This is a genomic window from Pseudomonas sp. F007, assembly GCF_057814275.1.
In genome coordinates this window covers 576218-600588 of record NZ_JBVATA010000001.1, presented here as the reverse complement: position 1 = coordinate 600588, position 24371 = coordinate 576218, and the positions used below count along the sequence as shown (strand labels likewise).

Annotated in this window: 16 protein-coding genes; 7 read left to right on the top strand and 9 right to left on the bottom strand. The window is 62.5% G+C overall.

What is annotated here, in order from left to right:
- Positions 1-26 precede the first annotated feature (26 nt).
- The gene (locus ACZYR5_RS02850; RefSeq protein WP_489087992.1) at positions 27-530 is read left to right on the top strand and encodes a CS1 type fimbrial major subunit; all 504 of its coding nucleotides are present in this window, start codon (positions 27-29) and stop codon (positions 528-530) included.
- A gap of 40 nt (positions 531-570) precedes the next feature.
- Entirely contained in the window at positions 571-1785 is a 1215-nt protein-coding gene (locus tag ACZYR5_RS02845; RefSeq protein ID WP_489087993.1) for a hypothetical protein, read from the top strand.
- Between the two features lie 63 nt (positions 1786-1848).
- On the opposite strand, the gene ACZYR5_RS02840 is transcribed toward ACZYR5_RS02845, so the two are convergent.
- A complete protein-coding gene (locus tag ACZYR5_RS02840; RefSeq protein WP_489087994.1) occupies positions 1849-6570 on the bottom strand; it encodes a dermonecrotic toxin domain-containing protein in 4722 nt (1573 codons plus the stop codon).
- Between the two features lie 162 nt (positions 6571-6732).
- The gene (locus ACZYR5_RS02835) at positions 6733-9846 is read right to left on the bottom strand and encodes a transglycosylase domain-containing protein (RefSeq protein ID WP_489087995.1); all 3114 of its coding nucleotides are present in this window, start codon (positions 9844-9846) and stop codon (positions 6733-6735) included.
- 474 nt (positions 9847-10320) lie between these two features.
- Between ACZYR5_RS02835 and ACZYR5_RS02830 the strand changes: the two genes are divergently transcribed.
- Positions 10321-11742, top strand: coding sequence for an amino acid permease (locus ACZYR5_RS02830; RefSeq protein WP_489087996.1), 1422 nt, complete (start codon positions 10321-10323; stop codon positions 11740-11742).
- Between the two features lie 159 nt (positions 11743-11901).
- Here the strand turns inward: ACZYR5_RS02830 and ACZYR5_RS02825 are convergent, their stop codons facing one another.
- Both ACZYR5_RS02825 and ACZYR5_RS02820 read right to left on the bottom strand, forming a co-directional pair.
- Positions 11902-12207, bottom strand: coding sequence for a putative quinol monooxygenase (locus ACZYR5_RS02825; protein ID WP_489087997.1), 306 nt, complete (start codon positions 12205-12207; stop codon positions 11902-11904).
- A gap of 57 nt (positions 12208-12264) precedes the next feature.
- Complete coding sequence (locus ACZYR5_RS02820) at positions 12265-13881, bottom strand: FMN-binding glutamate synthase family protein (RefSeq protein ID WP_489087998.1); 1617 nt, start codon at positions 13879-13881, stop codon at positions 12265-12267.
- Positions 13882-14100: 219 nt separating this feature from the next.
- On the opposite strand from ACZYR5_RS02820, the gene ACZYR5_RS02815 reads away from it, so the two are divergent.
- Positions 14101-14523, top strand: a complete 423-nt coding sequence (locus ACZYR5_RS02815) for an NUDIX hydrolase (RefSeq protein WP_489087999.1) — start codon at positions 14101-14103, stop codon at positions 14521-14523.
- Positions 14524-14547: 24 nt separating this feature from the next.
- Complete coding sequence (locus ACZYR5_RS02810) at positions 14548-15180, top strand: LysE family translocator (RefSeq protein ID WP_489088000.1); 633 nt, start codon at positions 14548-14550, stop codon at positions 15178-15180.
- Positions 15181-15338: 158 nt separating this feature from the next.
- Here ACZYR5_RS02810 and ACZYR5_RS02805 read toward each other — a convergent pair whose 3' ends face one another.
- Positions 15339-16022: a hypothetical protein gene (locus ACZYR5_RS02805; RefSeq protein WP_489088001.1), complete on the bottom strand. Its 684-nt coding sequence runs from the start codon at positions 16020-16022 to the stop codon at positions 15339-15341.
- Between the two features lie 133 nt (positions 16023-16155).
- Positions 16156-17073, bottom strand: coding sequence for a transcriptional regulator MetR (gene metR, locus ACZYR5_RS02800; RefSeq protein ID WP_489088002.1), 918 nt, complete (start codon positions 17071-17073; stop codon positions 16156-16158).
- 106 nt (positions 17074-17179) lie between these two features.
- On the opposite strand from metR, the gene metE reads away from it, so the two are divergent.
- Both metE and ACZYR5_RS02790 read left to right on the top strand, forming a co-directional pair.
- Entirely contained in the window at positions 17180-19489 is a 2310-nt protein-coding gene (gene metE, locus ACZYR5_RS02795) for a 5-methyltetrahydropteroyltriglutamate--homocysteine S-methyltransferase (RefSeq protein ID WP_489088003.1), read from the top strand.
- 134 nt (positions 19490-19623) lie between these two features.
- Positions 19624-20658, top strand: coding sequence for an alpha/beta fold hydrolase (locus ACZYR5_RS02790; protein WP_489088004.1), 1035 nt, complete (start codon positions 19624-19626; stop codon positions 20656-20658).
- A gap of 4 nt (positions 20659-20662) precedes the next feature.
- On the opposite strand, the gene ACZYR5_RS02785 is transcribed toward ACZYR5_RS02790, so the two are convergent.
- Genes ACZYR5_RS02785 through aauS form a run of 3 tightly spaced genes read right to left on the bottom strand, consistent with a single transcriptional unit; the run spans position 20663 to position 24246 of the window.
- Positions 20663-21001 (bottom strand): GlpM family protein, encoded by a 339-nt coding sequence (locus ACZYR5_RS02785; RefSeq protein ID WP_489088005.1) that lies wholly within the window; start codon positions 20999-21001, stop codon positions 20663-20665.
- Positions 21002-21019: 18 nt separating this feature from the next.
- Positions 21020-22348, bottom strand: a complete 1329-nt coding sequence (gene aauR / locus ACZYR5_RS02780) for a two-component response regulator AauR (RefSeq protein WP_489088006.1) — start codon at positions 22346-22348, stop codon at positions 21020-21022.
- On the bottom strand, positions 22345-24246 hold the full coding sequence (gene aauS, locus ACZYR5_RS02775) for a two-component sensor histidine kinase AauS (protein ID WP_489088007.1): 1902 nt from the start codon (positions 24244-24246) through the stop codon (positions 22345-22347). Before aauS ends, aauR begins: the two co-directional genes overlap by 4 nt.
- Positions 24247-24371 lie beyond the last annotated feature (125 nt).

Here is a 24371-nt window from a genome sequence, read left to right as displayed (position 1 = left end):
TTTTTTTGAGGCAACAGGTACCTGACATGATCAAGCAAACGACCATGGCCGTCTGTGCGGGCGTGATGACGCTGATGAGTGCCCAGGCGTTCGCAGCGCGCGAAGAGCACACCTTCGAGGTGTCGGTGGATATTCCGGCCCTGAGCTTTTATGTGCTGCCGGCGGAAGCCAACTGGCTGCATCTCGAGCAGGCCTTGCCCTGGAACCCTGCCACCAAGCGCCTGGGAGGACTGCGCAAGAACTTCGACGTCAAGCACGACACCAGTGCCATCGAGGCCCGGCTGGAGGCCGAGCCTTTTCTGTTCAACGGCCGGGACGAGCAGAACATCTATTTGCGCGTCAGCTTCAACGGCCAGGAACTGAGCCACGACCCCAAGGCCCGCCAGGTGGTGTCGGCTGCGCAAGCCATGGCTGGGGGGCGCTTTCCCCTGGAGATCGAGCCCAAGGTGCCGGCCGGCGGCTACAAGCCGGGGACTTACTACGGCAGCGTCAATCTGATGTTCAGTGCGGCGGCGCCAGCCGGTAGCTGAGGGGGAATGAGTGATCAAGACTTCAGGAATATCCATCACGATGAAGAGCGTCTTTACCCTGTTGCTGGCGTTGTCCGCGTGCTTGCCGCTGTCTGCCGCAGCGGTCAACCAGCAGATCCGGGCGATTTTCAAACCCAACCCGGCCAACCCGCTGTTCAACCAGTTCGAGAACATGACGCCCACCAGCGGCTTCTGCCTGGACAACCCACCACAATGCGCCAATGAAAAGTTGTTCAGCCTGCGCCTGCCGATTCAATCATGGTCCAACGCGACGATCCAGGGCGGGCACAGCAACCCGCGCCGAGGGGCAATGTTCAACATTCCATCGCAATGGCAAACCATCACCCTGTCTCATCCCACGGCGCCGCCGCAGGTCGTGGAGTTTCGGGTGGCCGGCATGGGGGTGGCCTACAGGCTGCCCAAACCGGCGCCGCAATTGACCGACGGGCTGGGGCATAACTATCTCTGGGAGGGTGGAATCTGGAGTTATGCCGGGCCTCCCTGCGCCGGCCTGGGCGGTGCCGGCAACGACATCGGTTTCAACAGTTTCTGGAAGCATCCGGAGAATGCAGGGGCTTGCACCAAGCGGGCGGTGTTCAGTATCCCCCAGCCATTCAAGTACGAAACCTTCGACATCACCTACCAATTGAGAACCCCAGATCCGCTGAAAATGCCCGCGGGGCAATACACCGCACAGCACGTAATGCGGGTGGGGCCGGGGCGTGACTTTGATCTGGGCGATGTCATGGAACCCACTGACGACGTGATCGTCCTGGATTTTCTGCTCGACGTGGTGCATGAGTTGAGGGTCGAGGTGCCGCCGGGCGGTAACAAGGTCCAGTTGGTCCCCAGCGGCGGTTGGCAGAGCTGGTTGCAGGCCGGGCGCAAACCGGTGCGGCTGTACCGCGACCAGACCTTCAATATTTCCGCCAGCTCGCGCTTCAAGATGTTTTTGCAGTGCTCGCGCTCCGATGGCCGGGTCTGCCATTTGACTGACCCGGGGAATCGCCTGTTTTTCCCTTTGAAAGTCAGTGTGAGTTTGCCGGGTGGCTTGACCGATCAGCTCGGCAGACCGGTGAGCCGCCAGGAACTGCTGACCGAATCCGGGGCAGTGATTTTTCAGCCCGGGCATTTTGTGGACCGTCAGCCGGGCATGCTGCACTTTGAAGTCGAGCGCTTCGATTACCTGTTGGCGCCTGGGTTGCCCAGGCAATATGCCGGCGATGTCACGGTGATCTGGGATTCGGAGATGTAAGCCGGCACGACCTTGAACCTGACGGCATGCATCGCCGTCAGGTGGACGGTCATCGACTCGTGGTTACAGACCTGCGCGTTTCATGGCTTCGCGGGTCAGGCGTCGCGCCAGGGCTTTCTCTTCATCGCCGAGGTCGACCAGCAGACGGTCGTAGGTGGCATCGCTGAACGGCTGATCGGCAAACACCACGGTGTCCGGCACCGGTAGGTCGCGGGTCAGTGCCCTGAGCTGGGCGCGCAATTCGGCGCGCTGGCTATCCGATGACGCTTGAGTCCACTCGCGCTGGGTGGTGCGCAAGGTTTCCAGCTGGTCGGCCAGCGCCTGATACCGTTGTTTGTTGAGCTCCATGCGCACCGGATAGTGCTCGTTCAAGTAATTTTGCCAAAAGTCCTGCTCCAGCATGCGGTCCACCAGGCCATCGCCTGCGCTGAGGTCCAGCACGGTGTCAAAGGCCTGGTCGATCATCGCGTCAGTGACCCCGGAAACGGGGCGGAACAGCATGCGCCTGGATTGCCAGGGCAGGTCCAGGCGATCGGCCAGGCCGGTCTGATAGGCCAGATAGACCTCCACGTCGTCCGGATTTCCCCCACGACTGGCAACGTCGGCGCGGGCGATTTCGTTGACGAACGCCAACCGCGCCGTGCCTTTGGCCAGGGACACCAGCTTCTGTTCCACTTCTGCCGGGCTGACGGAGTACGAGTAGGCCTCGGACACCAGTACCTGCACCCCCATGCTGTTGAACAATTGCGCACCGGCATCGGCGCAGTCCACCGGAGCGACGGCCATGGTGAAGAGTTTTTCGCGCAGGGCGCTGTCGATGTGCACGGCATCGAGCATGCGCCAGGTGCGCTGGACCAGTTGAGCTTCTGCCTGGCCGCCGGCGCGAGTGTCAGCGGCGTTGATCTGGTTTTCATACAACCGGGCCAGGAAGGGCACGGCCCCAGGTTCATGGGCCAGTTCGGCGCGCATGGTGGCTCGACTGACGCCCCAGCCCGGCACATCGTTCCATTGTTCGTCGCTGTAATTGGCGAGGACTTCCTCGATCTGGCTGTCCAGGGACTCGACGGGCTCTTGTGGCAGTTGAAGCGAGCGGCGGTACTGCTGGTAGTGCACCTGGTTCAAGTCCGTCAGGCGGCCGACGTCCAGGCGGGTGCGTGCGATCACCCAGGCATCGGCCGAGGCGGGGACCACTTCGGGAATCTGGCTGATCGGATTGTTTCGCAGGTCGAGGAGAAAACCGCGCGGCCTGGGTTTATTGAACGTGCCTTGGGGCCAGGTGCGGCTGCCGGTGTCGCGCAGGCCCACGACTTTCAGACGCGGCATGCGGGAAATGTCCACGGATTGGCCCAGAGGGTTTTTATCCAGGCGCAGGATTTCCAGGTAGGTCAGGTCCTTGAGCTTTTTTACGCTCGGCTCATCCAGGACGATCTGGTTGTCACTCAGGCGCAGGCGCTCGATCCGCTGCAGGTTGCCGATACCTTCCGGCAGGCGGGTCAGCTCGCAGCCGCTGGCACTGAGTTCGCGCAGGTTGGGGAAGTCTTTCAACAAGCCGTTGGTCTCGGCGGAAAAGCGCGTGTTGTCGAGTTTCAGGTGGCTGACTTTCTCCAGGAACTTGCTCAGCCGCGGACGCTGCGACCACCAGGTATCCAGGTTCAAAGGCAGCAACTCGCTGGACAGGTCGAGGCTGTAGTGCAGCGGATCGGTGCGATTGCCCAGTTCGGTTCCTGTGCGCTTGAAGCAGTCGATCAGACCATCGGCGATGCGCCTGCCACCTCCTCGCAGGAATCCCTGCGGGTCTGGGCCCCATGTCGGGGTCTGGGCGTTCTCCCAGTCATTGAGGATCACCTGCAGTTCCTTCAGGTCGTTCTCCAGTTGCTCAATGGCTTGCATGGGCTCGCCCTTTTCGGTCAGGGCCGCGGCGAACCGGTTGACCTCTGCCTCGCTGAAATGCGGGTGAAGGTCGTAGATGCGCTCGTGCAGAGTCATGCCTTCCTTGCTGTAGCCGCCGCCACGCACCAGCAGCAGCGTCGCAGGCTCGGCGACCGGGCGGATCGGCGCGCTGGCGAGCAGGGTCCGGCGTTCGCTCGGTGGCTCTGATTTGGCAAGCAGCCATTGCCTGAACTTTTCGGCATCGCCGGGTTTGTAGCCGAGGACGTTTTGCCCGTTGTCCTGAGTGGCCTGCAGCAGCGCCGGGATGAAATCATCGGCGTCGTCGAGCGGCTGGCCCTCGCCATCGCGCAGCGCATACTGCCCGGCGTCGTCGCGGATCAACACCCGGACCCGGGCTGCATCATCGGGCCCGGCGCTGCACCTCAGTTCGCCAGCGAACGTGGACTGGCGCACTTCCACCCGCAGGTTGCCGAAGGTGTCGCTGTTGATTCGGAGCGTGCCCAGCGCCAGGCGCTCGGTGTCGACTGTCACGGCCGCGCCCGGGTACAAGCCCTGGGCCGCGCGCACCGCCTGGGTTTCGAACTGCAGCTCGCGGGCCTGGGTTTTCAGGCGCAGGGGCAGGCGTTTTTCCTGCTCGATGCGCTGGCTTTCGGACTCGCTAGCGCCGGCGATGATTTTCTCTGCCACAGTCGCCGGCAGCTCCGGAAAATCGTTGAACAGCGGCGCAGCCTCGGCAGACAGCGCAGCCGGCGCAATCGCCGGAGTCGCCAGGCGTTGCAGGCTGTCGCTGAGCAGCGGTGGCGCTGGCGTGTTATCCACATGCACCCGGCGCAGCGTGGCTTCAGTGGTGCTGCTGATCTGCCGGATCTGCTCCAGTTGAGTGTTGCTGAAACCATCGGTGCTGTGACCCAGGCGACGCATCAGGGTCGAGCCTTGCCAGTCCCGCGGGTTTTCAGTCTCACAGACCCAGGCACCCTCGCCATTGTGGCGCAGGGTCGGTGCGTAGGCATCGGGGCGCTGTGGATGACGGATGCGCTGTTGTTGGGTGACCGGATCTTCCAGCACTTCGAAGGGTTGGTCGTCGATGCGCACAATACGTCGGCCCTGATGCAGGTGAATGCCCTGGGCATCCGGTCGTGCATCTGGGGCGAGCGCCAGGTTGGACTGTTGATACGGGGTCAGATCGGGGTTCCACAGGCGCGTCTCGCCGTTCGCCAATTGCACCGGCTTGAGGCCTTCGAAGAAGGGCGAGAGTCGGGTCTGGGCAATGCTGCCGACCGCGCCCGCCGCCGCGAACGCGCCCAGTTGCACGACACTTTCCAGCACCCCGAGGATCTGCAGACCGGCCTCGGCCAGGCGTCCTTCCGCCAGGTCGACGATGCCCTCCAGGGTGTCGTAGGTCAGTTGGAACGCGGTGTAGGCCATCATCAGTTCGCCCAAGCCCGGTACGAACGGCGTCGCCACCAGGACCGCGACGTTGAGGATGTCCGAGAGGATTTTTTCCAGGTTGTCCCACCAGGCCCAGCGCGCCATGCGGTCGACGTATTCAGTGGAAATCGCCAGTTCCCGGGCGTCGTTGAAAATCTTGTTGAGCTTCTGCCGATAGAAGTAGGCCCACAGGTCTTTCTTGAACACCGTCTCGCGATCGTCCTGAATCTTCACCGCGCGAAATTCCAGGTTGGGCTTGTCCAGCGGGGTTTCGCGCCAGGTCGGCAGGCTCGAACTGGGCGGCACCGGCTGCCATTTGATCTGGCTCAGGCGGTCGTTGAGCCCGGCAAAAAAATGCCCGCGCTGCTGCTGGGGCACGAACTGGCTGAAGAATTGCTGATAGCTGTTGCCCGAGCCGCCATCGCGCAACTGGCGCGTCAGCTCGATCATGAACGCCAAGGACGACGGGTATTGCTTGAGCGGATGCTCCGGGTCGTGGGGCACGTAGGCGATCACCGGCAGCGTCTGGGCAGCGGCAGGAGGGCTCGTCGGGTCGAGCACCGGCAGCGGGCCGGTGGCGGTGAGCGAGTCGGCGGCGATCAGGACGATCCCGATCAGCTGCGTGTCCATCATTTGCAGGTTGTGATAACCGACGGCCTGGCCTTGCCATTGCAGTCCGGAACGTTCATCGAGCATGCCCTGGATAACCGTAAAGGCCGCCTGGTCGATGTCCTTTTTCATCAGTGCCATGTGCGCGGCGACGTTCAGTGCACTTTTCTGGCTGAGGATGATGCTGTTGCGCAGGACATTGCTCGCAGCTTTATCGGTAGGCAGCAAATGATCTTTCAAGTGCTGCTGGTAGCGCGCACCGATGTCCAGTTCGCGGCACAGCGCCTTGAACTGTTCGAGGCTCAACCTGGCGCGGTAATTTTTCTCGGTGTAATGCTGGAGTGCGTCGGGACGGGTGATGAAGTTGGAGTCCGGGTGAAACACCTCGTCGGCGGAAAAGTTATGCAGCGCGGCGTCGAGCATCGAGATGAAACGGCTGGTGGTTGCCCCGGAGTGGTCAACAACCCACCAGGCGCTCTTGACCGGGACGTACAGGTGCAGCCAGGTCTGCTCGACATCGTCTTCGATGCCGAAGCGTTCTTTCAGGGCGTTTTGCAGTTGGGCCTTGGCGAAGGTCGAGACGTCCTGCAGATCGCGCAGGGCGCTATCCACCTGATTCTGCGCGGCCCAGTTGCGTTCGACGGCGTCTCGCAAGCCCTGGCGAGCGCTGGTTCCAGCGTTCTTGTGCCAGTGCGGATCTTCGATCCTGGCCTTTTTCAGCGCGTTGACCCGCGCCGGCGACGTCGTGCGCAGCCAGTCCGGGAGGAGCTGGCTGACGGTTTCATGATGAATGCTTTTAGCGGGTGAAGCGGTGACCGGGACCTCGGATCCTGCGGTCGCCAGTGTGGGCGTGTTCATGGCGTGATCGTCCAATGATCAGGAGTGGAGCGATCAGACTAGGTAAACAGGTGCCTGGAAAAAAGCGCAAAAAATGGGGCTGAAAAGCCCTGATCAGCCCTGGAAACCTCCAGAAACAGAGACTGAAAAACATATAGTTACAGCCACCGGCGGAGGGTGGGTTCAGCGGCCTGCCGTGCGCGTGTCGGGCTGGCACAAAGTGTGGGTGCCGGGTTGCAGATAGGGCGTGAGAATCGGCGCCATGCCCTTGAGTACCTGGACCGGCAGCGCCGAGGTGAACTTGAAGTTTTCCGCCGAGCGCCCGGGCACGAAGGCGGTCAGGGTGCCGAAGTGGTGATCGCCGATGTAGAACACGAAGGTTGCGGTGCGGTTCAGCGACTTGGAGCTGAGAATCCGTCCGCCGGAGCCGATGGCCTCGATGCGGTTGTCGCCGGTACCCGTCTTGCCACCCATGGCCAGCGGTGTGCCGTCGGGCAGTTTGAAGCTGCCGGCGACCCGTTTGGCGGTACCGGCGTCCACTACTTGCGAGAGGGCTTCGCGCAGGGCGGTGGCGACCTCGGACGGCATCACCCGTTTGCCGACATCCGGATCATTGGTCAGGTGGGTTTCGTAGGGTGTGTCAGCGGCGAAGTGCAGGCTGTCGATGCGCAGGGTTGGCATGCGCACACCGTCGTTGAGGATGGTGCCGATCAGCTCCGCCAGCGCGGCCGGGCGGTCGCCGGAACTGCCGATGGCAGTGGCCAGCGACGGCACCAGGTGATCGAACGGGTAGCCGACTTTCTGCCAGCGTTGGTGAATGTCGAGGAAGGCTTCGATTTCCAGCATGGTGCGAATGCGACTGTCGCGAGCGCTCTTGTGCCGGCTCTTGAACAGCCAGCTGTAGACTTCCTGGCGTTCGAACACGCTGGCTTTGACGATCTCGCTGAAGGTCGCATCGGGGTGCTTGAGCAGGTAGCCGATCAGCCACAGGTCCAGCGGGTGAACCTTGGCGATGAAGCCCTGGTCGGGCAGGTCGTAGGCGCCGGGGCCATAGCTGGCGTAGAGCCGCTCGAGGCGTTCGTCGGTGAGTTTGTCCTTGTCCTTGAGCGTCTTGAGGTGCGAGCGCACGAAGGCATTGAAGCTCTCTTGCGGCGCTTCGGGCAGCAGGTAGCGGTGCACGGCGGCCAGGCGCATGGCGGTCGGGTGCATGCTGTCGAGGAAGGTGTCGAGCCGGGCCTGGGTGTCTTTCTTCTGGTACTTCTTCCAGAACTTCAGCAGGAACGAGGTGCCTTCACGGTCGGCGAACTGCGCCAGGTATTCCTGGCGCCGCGGGTTGATGTCGTCCTTGAGCAACTGGCCGCTGTTGTCCGGTCCCGAGTAGGTGGAGTAGCGCACCAGGTCGCGCATCAGGCGGATGAACGGCAGGTTGATCGACTCGCGCAGCGCATCGCGCAGGGTCGGCAGGCGAGCGTTATCTTCCTTGCGAAAATTGTGGAAGGTGTGCAAACCGCCACCGGTGAAAAAGGCTTCGCCGGGGCTGGCCGAGTATTTGCGATCCAGTGCCGCGCCGAGCATTTTCCCCAGGCTACGGTCGTTGTTCTGGATCAGGTAGTCGACGGCCCAGCGGCTCAGGCGGTCCTGGTCGGCGATCTCGACTTTTTTCAGTTCGGCCGGCGTCAGGTTGGCGTACTTGTCGTGCAGTTCGGCAATGATTTGCAGGTAGGTGGTGAGCACCCGCAACTTGGCGGTGGAGCCCAGTTCGAGCTTGCTGCCTTCGTTGATGTCGAAGGGTTGGTCGGTGCTGTCGGTCTGCACCCGCACCCGCGAGCCGTCGTCGGTCAGCTCGAGCAGGGTGAAGCTGTAGCGCACTTGCGCGGTGCTGGTGGGAGTCAGCAGGCGTTCGCCGATCAGCCCGATCTGGGTGGCGAAGGCCGGGTCGGCGAGGCGCTTGAGGTAGTCGCTGGCCTGGGTTTGCAGATCGCCCTGCAGGGTGCTGGTGGCGGACAGGTCGAGGCGGTCGAGGTCATACAGCGGCCGATTGAGCATCGAGGCCAGGCGACTGCGGGCAACGCTGATGCCTTTGTTGGTTTCAATCGGCTGGATGGTCGGTTGCTGCACCCAATCGCGGAACGTTGCCTTGCTGGCCAGCGCCGCAGCGGTCAGCGCCGGGCTGAGCACCGCGTTCTGTGCCAGCAGGCGGATGTGGCTGTCGGTGAGGTCGGCGAGGTCGTCGCGGCCCTTGGTCAGGTAATAGGAGGGGCGACGCTGGGCGATCATCAACGACAACACCTGGCGCAGGGCCAGGCCGCGTTGTGCCAGGCTCTGCGGGTCGCTGGCCTCGCTGGCCAGCGCCTGGTTGACCTGGTTGAAGTCGGCGCCATACCAGACGCGCAAGCCTTCAGCCATGCCGTGCACTTCGCCGTGGCCGGGCACCGCCGACAGGGGCACGCTGTTGAGGTAGTCACGCACGATGTTCTGCCGGGCAGCGAGGGTTTGTGGCCCGGCTTGATAGGCGCGCACGCTGGCGGAAATCATCTGGCGGATTTTCTCCCCGCCCGACACCGTCAGGCCGTCGGGGGAGTGGCGGTACTTCTCCAGTTGAGTCGCCAGGGTGCTGCCGCCGGCGGTCTGGCCGGGCAGGTGGAGCAACTTCGCCACCTGTGACCAGGCGGCCTTGGCAAAGCGCGGCCAGTCCACGGCGGGGTTGGACTTCGGCTCTTTGGGATCGAGCAGGTCGCGGTTCTCGATGAACAGCAGGCTGTGGGTCACCAGCGGCGGGATCGAGGCGAAGTCGGCATACAACTGCTGCGGGTACTTGTATTGATAGAGCGGGGCGGTGGTGCAGTCGGTGATCGACAGGCCGGCCTGGATCTTCTCCGCGTAGGGCACGAAGAAGCCGTTTTCGCTGTATTCGAGCAGTTTTGGCGAGAAGCGGGTCTGTGCGGAGATGACGTAGTCACGCTTGAGCAGGCGGGGCAGGAATTCACCCAGGGCGCTGTAGCCCAGGCGTTTGTCGAACGGGCCGGCACCGGGATAGAAAATCGAATCGCTGGGCCCCGGGTGCATCGAATAACTCAACGAGGCAGCAAAGCGGCTGAACTCACGGGCCTGGAACCGTGAGGTGCGGACTTCTTTTTCGATGGCGAACCCCAGCACGATCAGGATGATCACCAGCAATAGCCAGAATGACCGCCAGACAAAACGACCACGAGGCTTTTTTTTCGGTAGAGGCGCTTCGTCCACGCTTTCAGTTGGCACCACAGGTTTACTCGAATCGGTTTGCCACAGAGCGCCCATAGTCGATTGATCCATTCACGCAGATTGATCGGACTTGCCTGAAGCTTAGACGCTGGTGGCGTGGGGCGAAAAATTTGTAACGGTAGAATTTTTGACCTGGCTATCGGGAAGTGTCGTCGAAAGCCCCGTAGTAGAGCGATCTAGAGGGTAAATACGGCCTAGGTAGGGGCATGACGCTGGCAGTGCGCTGTGCAATACTCCGCGCCGCTTGGCACGTGGTAAAACGATGAAACACAGTAATTCCAGCTCTGCAGTAAGGCTTTTTGTCGAGAGTTCTTTCTGAATTTTGTCGTTTATAGAGTGAAAATAACTGCGGCAAGCTTTTTATACTGCGCCCCCCGCTGATCTTGCAGGTTTTGTCCTACAGGACGGTTCTACCTACGAAGTGGATCCGGTTTCAGCAAGCCCAGGCTTATCGGTCTGTGCTTCGACACTCGGTGGTCATATCCAATAACAAGACGAGGTTGTACCCCTATGCCAGTCGGCAATCACCAGCCACACGGCGAGACCGCTCAGGGCGGCCCGCTCAAACGCGAACTCGGCGAACGGCATATTCGCTTGATGGCGCTTGGCGCCTGTATCGGCGTCGGTCTGTTCCTCGGTTCGGCCAAGGCCATCGAAATGGCCGGCCCGGCGATCATGCTCTCCTACATCATCGGCGGTCTGGCCATCCTGGTCATCATGCGCGCCCTCGGCGAGATGGCGGTGCACAACCCGGTGGCGGGCTCGTTCAGCCGTTACGCACAAGACTACCTGGGCCCGTTGGCGGGCTTCCTGACCGGCTGGAACTACTGGTTCCTGTGGCTGGTGACCTGCGTCGCGGAAATCACTGCGGTGGCGGTGTACATGGGCATCTGGTTCCCCGATGTACCGCGCTGGATCTGGGCGCTCGCGGCGCTGATCAGCATGGGTTCGATCAACCTGATCGCGGTCAAGGCCTTCGGTGAGTTCGAATTCTGGTTCGCCCTGATCAAGATCGTCACCATCGTCGCCATGGTGCTGGGCGGTATTGGTGTGATTGCCTTCGGCTTCGGCAACGACGGCGTGGCCCTGGGGATCTCCAATCTGTGGAGCCAGGGCGGCTTCATGCCCAACGGCGTGCAAGGCGTGCTGATGTCGCTGCAGATGGTGATGTTCGCCTACCTGGGCGTGGAGATGATCGGCCTCACCGCCGGTGAAGCGAAGAACCCGCAGAAGACCATCCCCAACGCAATCGGCTCGGTGTTCTGGCGGATCCTGCTGTTCTACGTGGGTGCGCTGTTCGTGATCCTGTCGATCTACCCATGGAACGAAATCGGCACCCAGGGCAGCCCGTTCGTGATGACCTTCGAGCGTCTGGGCATCAAGACTGCCGCCGGCATCATCAACTTCGTGGTGATCACCGCAGCGCTGTCGTCGTGCAACGGCGGCATCTTCAGCACCGGGCGCATGCTCTACAGCCTGGCGCAGAACGGCCAGGCCCCGGCCGGTTTCGCCAAGACCTCGAGCAACGGTGTGCCGCGTCGTGCCCTGCTGCTGTCGATCGGTGCGCTGCTGCTGGGCGTGTTGCTGAACTACCTGGTGCCGGAAAAAGTGTTCGTCTGGGTCACCGCCATCGCCACCTTCGGCGCGATCTGGACCTGGGTGATGATCCTGCTGGCGCAACTCAAGTTCCGCCAGGGCCTGAGCGCTTCCGAGCGTGCGGCGCTGAAGTACCGCATGTGGCTGTACCCGATCAGCTCCTACCTGGCGCTGGCGTTCCTGGTGCTGGTAGTCGGCCTGATGGCCTACTTCCCCGAGACCCGCATCGCGCTGTACGTCGGCCCGGCGTTCCTGGTGCTGCTGACGGTGCTGTTCTATGCCTTCAAGCTGCAGCCGACCAATGAGTCGCAGGCAGCGCTGCGTCAGACGGCGTAAGCCTGTCGCGCGGCAAAACCGAAAAAACCCGGTCGAGATGACCGGGTTTTTTTATGCCTTTCGAGGGGTGGATACCGCGGGTCAGTCCAGGGTGATTGGCGCTTAATATGTGGCGTTTTGCGAGCGGGCCCCATGAAGATCTCGCTGCTGGACCTGGTATCAGACGTGCAGCGGCTCACCCCTGAACCCGTCCATTAAAATCACCACACCGTCCCGCGCCTGATGCCGATTGATCTGTGGCACCAACCGCCGGAAGTGCTCGGTCTGGCAATGCGCATCGAGTGCCGCCTGGTCCGGCCATTGTTCAATGAAGATGAAATGCCCCGGATCGCGCTGGTCGACGAACAGGTCGTAGGCGATGCACGCGGGTTCCTGACGGGTCTTCTCCACCAGTTCGGCGTACCACGGGCGCACGGTCTCGATGTGTTCGGGCTGGATGAAGTCTTCGGCAATGACTTTGAGCATGGGGTCTTCCTTGATGTTGACGCCCTTCGCCGGCGACGACGGGGCGTTGATAACGCGTCAGGCGGCGATGTCGTTGGGCTCGAAGCTGTCAGCCCGGGCCATCTGCCACATCCGTGAATAAAACTCGCCACTCACTTCACCGGTCAGCAATTCACCGGGCTTGAGGAACACATGCAGTTGCGAGAACAACTTGATCTCGGTGGCTGACATGCGTCGTACCAGGTGTTTGGCCGAGAGTTGTGAAGGGTGTTCAAGGCCGGCGGCGGCGAGCATTTCCGCCAGCGCCTTGAGGGTGCTGCGGTGGAAGTTGTAGACCCGCTGCGCTTTGTCCGGCACCACCAGGGCGCGCTGGCGCAGGGTGTCCTGAGTGGCGACGCCGGTCGGGCATTTGTTGGTGTGGCACGACTGCGACTGGATGCAGCCGATGGCAAACATGAAACCGCGCGCCGAGTTGGCCCAGTCGGCACCGATGGCCAGCACGCTGGCGATGTCGAAGGCGCTGACGATCTTGCCGCTGGCGCCAAGTTTGATCTTGTCCCGCAGGTTCAGGCCAACCAGGGTGTTGTGCACGAACAGCAGGCCTTCGCGCAGCGGCACGCCGATGTGGTCGGTGAACTCCACGGGCGCGGCGCCGGTGCCACCTTCCTTGCCGTCGACCACGATAAAGTCCGGCAGGATCCCGGTCTCCAACATGGCTTTGGCGATGCCCATGAATTCCCATGGGTGACCCAGGCAGAACTTGAAGCCCACCGGCTTGCCCCCCGACAACTCACGCAGTTGCTGGATGAAGTGCATCATTTCGATCGGAGTCGAGAACGCACTGTGCCGCGACGGCGACACGCAATCCTCACCCATGGGCACGCCACGGGTGTCGGCGATCTCGCGGGTCACCTTGTGCTTGGGCAGGATGCCGCCGTGGCCGGGCTTGGCGCCCTGGCTCATCTTGATTTCGATCATCCGCACCTGCGGAGTCTGCGCCTGGGCAGCGAAACGCTCGGGGTCGAAGCGACCCTCAGCGGTACGGCAGCCGAAGTAACCGCTGCCCAGTTCCCAGGTCAGGTCGCCGCCGTGCTCGCGGTGATAGGGGCTGATGCTGCCTTCGCCGGTGTCATGGGCAAAGTTGCCGAGTTTGGCGCCCTGGTTCAGCGCGCGGATGGCATTGGCGCTGAGCGAGCCGAAGCTCATGGCCGAGATGTTGAACACCGAGGCCGAATACGGCTGGCTGCACTGCGGCCCGCCGACGATCACGCGGAAGCTGTCCGGGTCGGTCAGCGGCGCCGGGCGCATCGAGTGGCCGATGAATTCGAAGCCCGACTGGTAGACATCGATCAGGGTGCCGAAGGGTTTGTCGGCGCTTTCGTTCTTCGCCCGTGAGTAGACCAGTGAGCGCTGGGCGCGTGAGAAAGGCAGGGCGTCGCTGTCGGACTCCAGCAGGTACTGGCGGATTTCCGGGCGAATGCCTTCGACCAGATAGCGGATGTTGCCCAGGATCGGATAATTGCGCCGCACCGCGTGGGGGCTTTGCAGCAAGTCGAAAATGCCCAGCAGGCTCAGCGCGGCGGTGACCAGGGTCAGTGGCCAGATCCAGTCGTATTCGAGAAAGGGCAGGCTGGCGAGGGTGAAGATCACACAGACAGCAAAGAAGGCGTAGCGGCTCAGGAGTGACAGGCTCATACGGGTTCCTTGGGTTCGGACTCGGTGGAGTGCAGCGCCAGTGAAGTGTCTGGGCACCCTGAGGATAGCGCTGCAATGGGCATTCGGGCGTCGTGGGCCTGATGCCATCTAGCTCGACATACTGGCCCACCCGGGCCGCTGGGGCAATCCAGCGAAGGTGGCGCTGTTGTCACGCGCATGTGATCCTTGCGCTTTTTTGCCTTGAGGCCAGCGTCCACCATGACTGTTTCAGCGCGCACTATCCGCATCGCCGCCGCCCTGTTGATCGCCGCCGATGGCCGCACGTTGCTGGTGCGCAAGCGTGGCACCGAGGCGTTCATGCAGCCTGGTGGCAAGATCGAAGCCCATGAGCAGCCGTTGCAGGCCCTGGTGCGTGAACTGCAGGAGGAGCTTGGGCTGATCGTTGATCCGGCCCAGGCCAGTTATTTGGGAGCGTTTGCCGCGCCGGCGGCGAACGAACCCGGTTTCACCGTCGAGGCCGAGGTGTTCCTGTTGCCGATCGAGCAGGCGGTCAGCCCTGAAGCAGAGATCGAGGAAGTGCTGTGGCTCGACCCACAGCAAGCGACTTCGGTACTGCTGGCGCCCTTGACGCGCGACCTGATCCTGCCGTTCTATTGCAACTCGTTACAGGTCCAGGCCTGACTGTTCATTCACAAGGATTACGTGATGATTCCTGTCCACGATTTGCTGATCTTCGCTGCTGCCTCGCTGTTGCTGGTCCTGACCCCGGGGCCGAACATGATCTACCTGATCTCACGCTCGATCTGCCAGGGCCGCAAGGCCGGCGTGACGTCGTTGATCGGCGTGGTCGCAGGCTTCTTCGTGCACCTATTCGCCGCCGCTGCCGGTCTGACCGCGGTGTTCCTGGCGGTGCCGATGGCGTACGAGGTGTTGAAGTGGGCAGGGGCGTTGTACCTGTTGTGGATGGCCTGGCAGGCGGTCAAGCCGGGCGCGCGCTCACCGTTCGAGGCCCGGCAATTGCCGCCGGACTCGTCGCGCAAGCTGATGCTGATGGGCTTTTTCACCAGCGCGCTGAACCCGAAAATTGCGGTGTTCTACCTCTCGGTGTTCCCGCAATTCATCAATCCGGAACACGGCTCGATCTTCTTTCAGAGCATCGCCCTGGGCCTGACCCAGATCAGCGTGAGCTTCACCGTCAACCTGCTGATCGCCCTGTTCGCGGCGGGTATCGCCTCGTGGTTCGTCAACAACCCGACGTGGCTGGCGGTGCAGCGGTATTTCATGGGGGCGGTGTTGGCGGGGTTGGCGGTTCGGTTGCTCGCTGAGCAGAAGCGTTAAAAGCGGTTTCGAACTGCGAGCGATGTTAGTGCTGATTGACCTGACTAGGCTTTGTAGGTATGTTTGTTCCCACTAGCCACGGGACTTGCGGGCGAAAGCCTCCCCCCGAGGACAGATGAAAGTAAACAAACAAACCGCCTTTTGGCGGTTTTTTTGTTTCAGAAAGGTTTGGCACCGATCAGCGATTGAACCTGCTGAAATCCCATCATCCAGCTCGAAGAAACTGTGCATCGCGATTCAACCAACCGCGTGATGATTCGAAGATCATCCTGCAGATTGCGTCGAAAAATCGGTTCGTGGTGTGCGATGCGATTGCGCAGCAGCCTGATTTTCTTCAGGTCGTTGTGGATTTCCAGGCGTAGCGTGGCGACAGGTTTCGCTTGATCCAGGTTAGGGAAGACGCGCAGCAGGTGCGGATTCCACACGCGACCATCGTGACGACTCGTGAGCATTTTTTCCCAGAATACGAATTTGAGTTCGGTTATCACTTGGCCAGTCGGCGGCGATTTGTTTCTAGCCTGCTGCAAGTCATTCAGGGCGTTGTAGCCGGGGCCACCCTGCCTGGGAAGGCTTCGCTCAAAGGTAGGGTTCCATGGCCAGCGAACACCATAAAGCGCCTCCAAGGCTTGCGATACGGCATTCCTGATAGCCACTTCGCACAGATGAAGCGGGGGGAGGAGCGCACCAGAAATCAGTGCATTCCAGGCGTACAGGGATACCACTGCTTCAGCATCTCGGCCCGCAGCGGTTGCGATAGCCTCATAGGTACCAAGCCGTGCGGCGGAAAGCGTATTTCTTACGGCTCCCGCGATTTGTATTTGCGCTACCTGCGTTATCGACATGGACGATCATCCTTGATGGTCGATATCACCTTAGCAGAAGCGGTGAGAGCAGCTTCAAGCCGCAAGCTGCAAGCTAAAACCATGCGCGCTACGCTTTTGCTTGAAGCGTGAAGCTAACAACTCACCACTGCTACTAACGCACCACACTGACCCCATCCAGCGTCGAAAACGACGTGTCCTTGGCCGTCAGCAGGAAGTCGCGCATGTAGGGGGCATCGAGCATGTCGGTGCGGATCGCCGCGTACAGCGTAGCGAACAGTCCTTTCTCGCCCAGGCGCTTGGCCTTCACATAACCCCGTGAACTGTATTCATGCAGCGCCCAGTGCGGCATGCCGCAGACGCCGCGGCCGCTGGCCACCAGTTGCATCATCATCACCGTGAGTTCCGAGGTGCGCACTTGTGCGGGCTCGATGTCGGCCGGCTCGAGGAAGCGGGTGAAGATGTCCAGGCGGTCGCGTTCCACCGGGTAGGTGATCAGGGTTTCGCTGAGCAGGTCTTCGGCGACGATGAAGGGCTTGCTGGCGAGGCGATGCTGGTTGGCCACGGCGAGCATGGCTTCATAAGTGAACAGCGGCACGTAGGTGATCCCGGCCAGGTCCAGCGGGTCGGAGGTCACCACCAGGTCGAGGTCGCCACGGGCCAGGGCGGGCAGGGGGGCGAAGGAGAAGCCCGAGGCCAGGTCCAGTTCGACTTCCGGCCAGGCGTCGCGAAATTGGTCGATGGTCGGCATCAGCCACTGGAAGCAGCTGTGGCATTCAATGGCCATGTGCAGGCGCCCGGCGGTGCCGCCTGCCAGCCGCGCGATGTCGCGTTCGGCGGCGCGCAGCAGCGGCAGTGTGGCATCGGCCAGTTGCAGCAGACGCAGGCCGGCGCTGGTGAAGCGCACCGGCTTGGTCTTGCGCACGAACAGCGGCATGCCCATGCGCTCCTCCAGTTCCTTGAACTGGTGGGACAGGGCGGACTGGGTCAGGTGCAGGCGTTCGGCGGCTTCGACCAGGCTGTCGGCTTCGCGCAGGGCGTGCAGGGTCTTCAGGTGACGGATTTCGAGCACCGTGGCCTCCATGAATAAATTTTATGATCAACACGAAAACGTTGAGTTTGTCTCATGATGGCTCGGCTGTCGACAATAGGCCATCTTTTACAGGGAGCAATTCACCATGGCTTTGGCCCACACCCTCGGTTTTCCACGCATCGGCGCCGACCGCGAACTGAAAAAAGCCCTCGAAGCCTACTGGAAGGGCGACCTCGACCAGCAGGCCCTGCACAGCGTTGGCCGGCAACTACGCGCCAGCCACTGGCAGTTGCAGAAAGACGCCGGCATCGACCTGCTGCCGGTCGGCGACTTCGCCTGGTACGACCAGGTGCTGAGCCATTCGCTGGCTTTCGGGGTGATCCCCGAGCGTTTCGACAGCACCCGCGACGAGCGCGGTCTGCCGACCCTCGACACCCTGTTCGCCATGGCCCGTGGTGCCAGCACCGGCTGCTGCGCGGAACACGGTACGGCGCAATACGCCCAGGAACTGACGAAGTGGTTCGACACCAACTACCACTACCTGGTCCCGGAGTTCAACGCCGATCAGCAGTTCAGCCTGAGCTGGGAACAACTGTTCGACGAAGTCGAGGAAGCCAAGGCCCTGGGCCATACCGTCAAGCCAGTGATCATCGGCCCGCTGACTTACCTGTGGCTGGGCAAGGCCAAGGGCAACGCCTTCGACAAGCTCGACCTGCTGGAGCGCCTGCTGCCGCTGTACAACGAAATCCTTGGCCGCCTGGCGGCCCAGGGGGTGGAGTGGGTGCAGATCGACGAACCGATCCTCACCCTCGATTTGCCCCAGGCCTGGAAGAGCGCCTTCGAACGGGCTTATCACATCCTCCAGTACTCGCCGTTGAAAAAGCTCCTGGCGACCTACTTCAGCGGCCTGCAGGACAACCTCGGGCTGGCGGTCGGCCTGCCAGTGCAGGGCCTGCACATCGACGCCGTGCGCGCGCCCGACCAACTGCTGCATGTGCTCGATCGCCTGCCGACCTACAAGATTCTCTCGGTCGGCCTGGTCAACGGGCGCAACGTCTGGCGCTGCGAGCTGGAGCCGGTGCTGGCGCAGCTGCAATTTGCCCAGGAGCGCTTTGGCGACAACCTGTGGGTCAGCAGTTCCTGCTCGCTGCTGCACAGCCCGGTGGATCTGGAGCGCGAAGACAAGCTCGATCCGGAACTGAAAAGCTGGCTGGCCTTTGCCGTGCAGAAGTGCGGCGAAATCGCGGTGCTGCGTGATGCCTTGAACGATCCGCAGGCCGCCAGGGTGCAAAGCGCGCTGGCCGAGAGCCGGGCGATTGCCGCCAGCCGTGCGGAGTCGCCGCGGATTCACAAGGCCGAGGTGCAACAGCGGATCAATGCGGTCACCGCTGCCGACAGCCAACGTCATTCGCCCTTTGCCAAACGTATTGAACAGCAACGCGCTCGCCTGAAGTTGCCGGCCTTTCCGACCACCACCATTGGTTCGTTCCCGCAGACCGGATCGATCCGCCTGGCGCGTCAGGCGTTCAAGCAGGGCAAGCTGTCGGCCAACGATTACACCGATGCCATGCGCCACGAAATCCGTCACGCCGTGCAGATCCAGGAGCGCCTCGGGCTGGACGTGCTGGTGCACGGTGAAGCCGAGCGCAACGACATGGTCGAGTACTTCGCCGAGCAACTCGATGGCTACCTGTTCACCCGGTTCGGTTGGGTCCAGAGCTACGGTTCACGCTGCGTGAAACCTGCCGTCATTTATGGCGACCTGAGCCGTCCGCAGGCGATGACCGTCGAGTGGATCAGCTACGCCCAGCAGCAGACCGACAAGGTCATGAAAGGCATGCTCACCGGTCCCGTGACCATGCTGATGTGGTCCTTCCCCCGTGAAGATGTCTCGCGCAAAGTCCAGGCGCAACAACTGGCCCTGGCCCTGCGTGACGAAGTGCTGGACCTGGAAGCCGCCGGGATCAAGATCGTGCAGATCGACGAAGCGGCGTTCCGTGAGGGCCTGCCGCTGCGCCGGGCGCAATGGCCGGAATACCTGGAGTGGGCGGTGGAGGCGTTCCGCCTGAGTGCCAGCGGCGTGCGGGACGAAACCCAGATCCACACCCACATGTGCTACAGCGAATTCAACGACGTGATCGAAGCCATCGCGGCCATGGACGCCGACGTGATCACCATCGAAACCTCGCGATCGGACATGGAGTTGCTGGAAGCCTTCAAGGCGTTCGATTACCCGAACGACATCGGCCCGGGCGTCTATGACATTCACTCGCCACGGGTGCCGGACACTGCCGAGATGGTCAAGCTGATGACCAAGGCTGTGCAGCGCATCCCGGCCGAGCGGCTGTGGGTCAACCCGGATTGCGGCCTGAAAACCCGCGGCTGGCCGGAGACCGAGGCGGCGCTGGTGAACATGGTGGCGGCGGCGCGGCAATTGCGCAGTCAGCTGGCCTAAGCAGGGTAAGCGGTCATGGTCAGCCATGACCGTTCGGCGCCCTTCATCAAACTGTCACGCAACTGTGGCAGCGCGCTTGAACAAACATCATCAGACTCGCGCTCTACTGGGGTTCTGCGTTTTGGTGTTTTTTCATGGGTGCTGGTTTCTTTTCAAAAATCTTCTTTCTCGCCGCGCTGTTGTTCGGCCTGCCAGTCCTGGCGGCCTCGCGTTGCGACGTCGACGTTCCTGTCGAGCGCGTCGATCTGGCTCAGGTCAGCCTGGCGTACCAGAGCATCGGGCGGGCGTCGGATCCGGCGTTGCTGCTGGTGATGGGCCTGGGCGGGCAATTGATCCACTGGCCGGACGAAGTGGTGGTGGCGCTCTGTGAGCAGGGCTTTCGGGTGATCCGCTACGACAACCGCGACGTCGGCCTGTCGACCTGGCGCCAGGCTCCGGCCAGCGCCAACCTGACCTTCGAGGCATTGCGCTACAAGCTCGGTTTGCCGGTTTCGGCGCCCTACACCCTGACCGACATGGCCGACGATGCCCTGGGCTTGATGGACGGCCTGCATGTCGAGCAGTTCCACGTGCTGGGCGCGAGCATGGGCGGGATGATCGCCCAGCATCTGGCCGCGATGGCGCCGCAGCGGGTCGAGAGCCTGACGTTGATCATGAGCAGTTCCGGTGCCGAAGGCTTGCCGGCGCCGAACGCGGCGCTGGTGCAATTGCTCTCGCGACGCAGTGCGCCGAACCGCGAAGTGGCGCTGGAGCAGCAGGCCGATTTGCTCGCGGCGCTGGGCAGTCCGCAAGTCACTGATGATCGCCAGGCGTTGCTGCAGCAGGCGGCGCAGTCCTATGACCGGGCGTTCAACCCGGAGGGGGTGAAGCGCCAGATCATGGCGATCCTCGCCGAGCCGAGTCGGGTTACCTTGCTCAATCAACTGCGGGTGCCGACCCTGGTGGTGCATGGCACCGCCGATCCGCTGCTGCCGGTGATGCACGGGATTCATCTGGCGGCGCACATCCAGGGCAGCCAGTTGAAACTGATTCCAGGGCTCGCCCACCGTTTCCAGGAGGCGTTCAAGGCGCCGTTGCTGGCAGCGGTGTTGCCCTATCTGCAGCAGCACCGCGAGGACACTTCGCATTGGGCGCAGATCGAGCCTGTGCGCGGGATCAACCTGCTCTGACGTCTCAGGCGTGGACCCTGACCCAGACGCTGACCAGCACGGTCGCGGCCATCAACCAGGCCACCGCGGCCACCGCCAGCGATGCTTCCAGGCGCATCTTGTCGACCATCACGTACAGGGTCGCGAGGTAGACGAAGTAGGGAATGATCGACCACATGCCGAAGACGATGGTGGTCTTCAGGTCGTCCAGCGAGCGGCCCTTGCCGACGATGTAGTGGGCAATCAGGGCGAAGGTCGGGAACAATGGCACCAGCCCGGCGATGTAGTAGTTCCTGGTCTTGGCCAGTGCGGCGAGAATCACCACCACGGCGGCACCCAGTGCCGCTTTCAATAACAGATCCATGGGTATGCTCGCTGCGGGTTAGTGGCTGAGGCCGTACTTCTTGACCTTGTCGAACAGCGTGGTCTTGGCCATGCCCAATTCCAGGCTGGCCTGGGTCAGGTTGCCACCGCTGCGCTGCAGGGCGTCGTTGAGCAGGTTGCGCTCGAAGGCTTCCACCGCTTCGGAAAACGCCAGGCCCTGGGCTGCACCAGTATTTCCAGATTTCTTGAACGCCGGCAGGCCGAGGGCGAAACGCTCGGCGACGTTGCGCAGTTCACGCACGTTGCCCGGCCAGTCGTGGCTCATCAGGTTCGACAGGGTCTGGTTATCCAGCTCGGGCGCAGCCCGGTCGAAGCGCAGGGACGACTGCTGCAGAAAGTGCTCGAACAATTGCAGGATGTCTTCGCGGCGCTCGCGCAGCGGCGGCAGTTCCAGGGTTACCACGTTGAGGCGGTAATACAGGTCGCTGCGAAACTGCCCGGCGCGTCCCAGTTCGTCGAGGTCGGACTTGGTGGCGGCAATCACCCGGCAGTCGACTGCCACGCTCTGGTTCGAACCCAGGCGTTCGAGGGTGCGCTCCTGCAGGACCCGCAGCAGTTTGATCTGCAGCGGCAACGGCATGCTTTCCACTTCATCGAGGAACAGGGTGCCGCCGTTGGCGTGTTCGATCTTGCCGATTCGCCGTTTGCCGGCACCGGTGAAGGCGTTGGCTTCGTGGCCGAAGATTTCGCTTTCGAACAGGTTCTCCGGCAAGCCGCCGCAGTTCAGGGCGACGAAAGGTTGAGCCTGGCGCCGACTGAAGTCGTGCAGGCAGCGGGCAACCAGTTCCTTGCCGGTGCCGGTCTCGCCTTCGATCAGCACGTTGGCCGAGGTATCGCCGACGTTGGCGATCAATTCGCGCAGGTGCTGCATGGCCGGCGAGCGGCCGATGATCCGTCCTTCAAGGGAGTCACGCTCGGCCAACTGGCGGCGCAACGAGCTGACTTCCCGGGCCAGGCTGCGTTGCTCCAGGGCGCGGCGGGCGACGTCCACCAGGCGTTCAGGGGAGAAGGGTTTCTCCATGAAGTCGTAGGCGCCTTTCTGCATGGCGTCGACCGCCATGGAGATGTCGCCGTGACCGGTGATCAGCACCACCGGCAGGCTGCGGTCGCGGGCCTTGAGACGGCCGAGCAGTTCCAGGCCATCGATGCCGGGCAGGCGAATGTCACTGATGACGATCCCGGCGAAGTTGTCGCCGACCAGTGCCAGGGCCGCTTCGGCGCTACCGACACCGGTGCAGGGGATGTCTTCCAGGGCCAGGGCCTGCTGGCATCCGAGCAGGACATGGGGATCGTCTTCGACGATCAGCACAGTTAAGTCGTTGTTCATATCGGCTCGGCAGGATAAGGGCTTACCAACGGTAAACCGAGAACGAAAGCGGTACCACCACTGGCCGGGTGTTCGACGCCGAGGCTGCCGCCGGTGGCGGCGGCCAGGCTCGCCGAGAGGGTCAGGCCGAGGCCCAGCCCCTGCTCGCCGGGTTTGGTGGTGAAAAACGGTTCGAACAGATGCTTGCGCGCCTCGGCGTCGATGCCGTGGCCATTGTCGCGAACGCGCAGGCGGTACTTGCTCTCGACCAATTCGCCTTCAAGCCACAGTTCGGGCTGCGGTTGCGCCTGCATGGCGTCGAGGGCGTTGCCGATCAGGTTGACGAGGATTTGCTCGAGGCGCGTCTGGTCGATCTGCACTTGCTGGTCGGTGAACGCTCGATGGATCTGCAGGTGACTGCCTTCCAGGCGTGCGGCGAGCAATTGCAGGGCGGCGTCCACGGCCTTGCCGAGGCTGGCCTGGCCCTTGTCGTCGCCGCGCCGGGCAAAGGAGCGCAGGCTGGCGGTGATGCGGCCCATGCGATCGATCAATTCGTTGATGGTCTTCAGGTTGGCACTGGCGATGTCCAGTTGCCCGCGTTCGAGGAAACGCACGGTATTGCCCGACAACGTGCGCAGGGCCGCCAGCGGTTGGTTCAATTCGTGGGCGATGCTGGTAGACATCTGGCCGATGGCGGCCAGCTTGCCGGCCTGGATCAGTTCGTCCTGGGCGCGGCGCAGGGTTTCTTCGGCCAGGCGCCGCTCGCGAATCTGCCCCTTGAGGCGTTCGTTGCTGGCGCGCAGGTCGCTGGTGCGTTCGGTAATCCGTCGCTCCAGTTGACTGTTGGCTTCCTGCAGGGCTTCCCGGGCGGCGAGGCGGGTGGCGATGACCTTGCGCCGCTCGTTCCAGGCAATCAGCAGGAACGCGACCAGGGCGAAGGCCACGGCCATCAGGATGCCCTGGTTGATGGCTTCGCGCCGCAGGTCTTGCAGCGGCGTCAGCAGGGTGAAGTTCCACGGCGTGTCACTGAGCGGGCGGGTCTGTGACAGGTAGCTGATGGCTTCACCGTCGGACACCACCTCGGCATTGGCCGGGAAGGTGAGTTTTTCCATGCCCTCGGCCAGGCGCTCACGGGCCAGCGGTTCCAGTTCGTTGAGGGTGAACCAGTAGTATTGCAGGCTGCGGGCCAGGCGTTCCTTGGTGTCGTCGCTCAGGGGGCGTACGGCCTTGAGGCGGCGCGCCGGATCGCTGGAGAGAATGATGATGCCGTTCTCGTCGCTGACGAACGCCTCCAGGCGCGCGCGCTGCCAGCGTTCCTCGAGGGCTTCGAGGCGCACCTTGACCACCGCGACACCGATGATCTTGCCCTGTTCTTCGAGACCGTGGGCCAGGTAGTAGCCGGGCTCGCCGTTGGTACTGCCGATCCCGTAGAAGCGGCCGGGCTGGCCGCGTACGGCGTTCTGGAAGTAGGCACGGAAGGACAGGTCTTCGCCGAGGTAACTGTCGACGTCGCGCCAGTTGCTGGTGGCCAGCACCCGGCCGGTGGTGTCCATCACGTAGATAGCCCGACTGCGGCTACGCCGGTTCAGGCCTTCAAGGTAGGTATTGACCGCTTGCCGGTGTTCCGGCGTTGGCTCGGCCAGCAGTTGCGAAACACTGGATTCGAGTTCCAGCAGGCTGGGCAGGTAGGTGTATTTGCTGATTTCGCTTTCGACCGCACGGGCGTGCAGTTCGAGCTGGCGTTGGCCGTTTTCGCCGAGGCTGCGAATGCCGTTGTGCTCGCTGACCCAGAAGCCGAGGTAGCCCAGGGCGCTCATCATCAGGATGATCAGCGGCGGCAGGAACAAATGGCGAATCAGACGAGGTTTCACGGCAAGTGATGGCGGTGCGGCGCGATAAAGATTGGGGTCGCATTTCATCACAGTTGCCTTGGGTCAACCACAACACTTGTAAAGCCGCCACAGCCCCCCTGTAGGAGCGAGCTTGTCGAGGCGTCGAACCGTCGCGATGGCGGTGTGTCAGACACATTGCCGTTGAATGTGCT

Bases quoted from the DNA above. Each gene is read 5' to 3' on its own strand.
- ACZYR5_RS02850 (WP_489087992.1), top strand. From the start codon at position 27: ATGATCAAGCAAACGACCATGGCCGTCTGTGCGGGCGTGATGACGCTG.
- ACZYR5_RS02845 (WP_489087993.1), top strand. From the start codon at position 571: ATGAAGAGCGTCTTTACCCTGTTGCTGGCGTTGTCCGCGTGCTTGCCG.
- ACZYR5_RS02840 (WP_489087994.1), bottom strand. From the start codon at position 6,570: ATGAACACGCCCACACTGGCGACCGCAGGATCCGAGGTCCCGGTCACC.
- ACZYR5_RS02835 (WP_489087995.1), bottom strand. From the start codon at position 9,846: ATGGGCGCTCTGTGGCAAACCGATTCGAGTAAACCTGTGGTGCCAACT.
- ACZYR5_RS02830 (WP_489087996.1), top strand. From the start codon at position 10,321: ATGCCAGTCGGCAATCACCAGCCACACGGCGAGACCGCTCAGGGCGGC.
- ACZYR5_RS02825 (WP_489087997.1), bottom strand. From the start codon at position 12,207: ATGCTCAAAGTCATTGCCGAAGACTTCATCCAGCCCGAACACATCGAG.
- ACZYR5_RS02820 (WP_489087998.1), bottom strand. From the start codon at position 13,881: ATGAGCCTGTCACTCCTGAGCCGCTACGCCTTCTTTGCTGTCTGTGTG.
- ACZYR5_RS02815 (WP_489087999.1), top strand. From the start codon at position 14,101: ATGACTGTTTCAGCGCGCACTATCCGCATCGCCGCCGCCCTGTTGATC.
- ACZYR5_RS02810 (WP_489088000.1), top strand. From the start codon at position 14,548: ATGATTCCTGTCCACGATTTGCTGATCTTCGCTGCTGCCTCGCTGTTG.
- ACZYR5_RS02805 (WP_489088001.1), bottom strand. From the start codon at position 16,022: ATGTCGATAACGCAGGTAGCGCAAATACAAATCGCGGGAGCCGTAAGA.
- metE (WP_489088003.1), top strand. From the start codon at position 17,180: ATGGCTTTGGCCCACACCCTCGGTTTTCCACGCATCGGCGCCGACCGC.
- ACZYR5_RS02790 (WP_489088004.1), top strand. From the start codon at position 19,624: ATGGGTGCTGGTTTCTTTTCAAAAATCTTCTTTCTCGCCGCGCTGTTG.
- ACZYR5_RS02785 (WP_489088005.1), bottom strand. From the start codon at position 21,001: ATGGATCTGTTATTGAAAGCGGCACTGGGTGCCGCCGTGGTGGTGATT.
- aauR (WP_489088006.1), bottom strand. From the start codon at position 22,348: ATGAACAACGACTTAACTGTGCTGATCGTCGAAGACGATCCCCATGTC.
- aauS (WP_489088007.1), bottom strand. From the start codon at position 24,246: ATGAAATGCGACCCCAATCTTTATCGCGCCGCACCGCCATCACTTGCC.